The sequence below is a fragment of the Oleiphilus sp. HI0125 genome, from assembly GCF_001635355.1.
Genome location: NZ_LWGF01000993.1, coordinates 1 through 939 on the forward strand (window position 1 = coordinate 1; position 939 = coordinate 939).

At 44.8% G+C, this 939-nt stretch carries 2 protein-coding genes; both read left to right on the forward strand.

Annotated elements, in window-relative coordinates; translation table 11 throughout:
- Positions 1–522: aminotransferase class IV (locus A3762_RS17100; protein ID WP_197469334.1), on the forward strand; the 522-nt coding region annotated here is incomplete at its 5' end.
- A gap of 29 nt (positions 523–551) precedes the next feature.
- On the forward strand, positions 552–939 hold a 388-nt coding region (gene waaF, locus A3762_RS17105), incomplete at its 3' end, for a lipopolysaccharide heptosyltransferase II (RefSeq protein ID WP_068756779.1).

The window sequence follows — 939 nt, forward strand, 5'->3', positions numbered from 1 at the left end:
GAGCTTCGCGAGCAGGGTATTAAAGTACGTACTTCTTCTTACACGCGTCATCATGTGAACATCAGCATGTGTAAAGCGAAGGCTAACGGACATTACATCAATTCTATGTTGGCTTTGCGTGAAGCATTAGATAGCGGTTGTGATGAAGCATTGCTTTTGGATAACGAAGGTTACGTTGCAGAAGGTTCTGGCGAGAACATCTTTATTATCCGTGAAGGTAAGATGTTCACACCTGAGCTTACTTCATGCTTGGATGGCTTAACGCGTCGTACTATCTTCGCTTTTGCGGAAGAGCTAGGCGTTGAGATCATTGAGAAGCGTATTACACGTGATGAAGTATATGTGGCTGACGAAGCATTCTTTACCGGAACTGCTGCGGAAGTTCTTCCAATTCGTGAATTGGATGGACGTAAGATTGGTAATGGCGCACGTGGTCCATTGACCGAGAAGTTCCAAACTATGTACTTTGACGCAGTTAAAGGTAAGCGTGAGCAAAACCAAGACTGGCTGACGCTAGTTTAATTGCGTTTTACGGTATCGGAGATACTGATTTGAAAATTTTTATCGTAGGCCCGTCCTGGGTTGGCGATATGGTGATGGCGCAGAGTTTATTTATTGCTTTGCGTCGACTCCACCCATCTGTACAAATAGATGTTCTTGCTCCAGCTTGGAGTCGCCCCATAATTGAAGCAATGCCTGAAGTGAATAAAGCCATTGATATGCCTTTAGGGCATGGTGTGCTTGATATTAAATCTCGCAGAATGCTTGGGCATAGTTTGCGCTCAGAGCAATACGACTGGGCGATTGTCCTTCCAAATTCGTTTAAGTCGGCATTGATTCCGTGGTTTGCGAAGATTCCTCGACGTACTGCCTGGAAAGGTGAAATGCGCTATGGCGTGGTCAATGATTTGCGTCAGCTAGATAAAAGCGTTTTTTCAT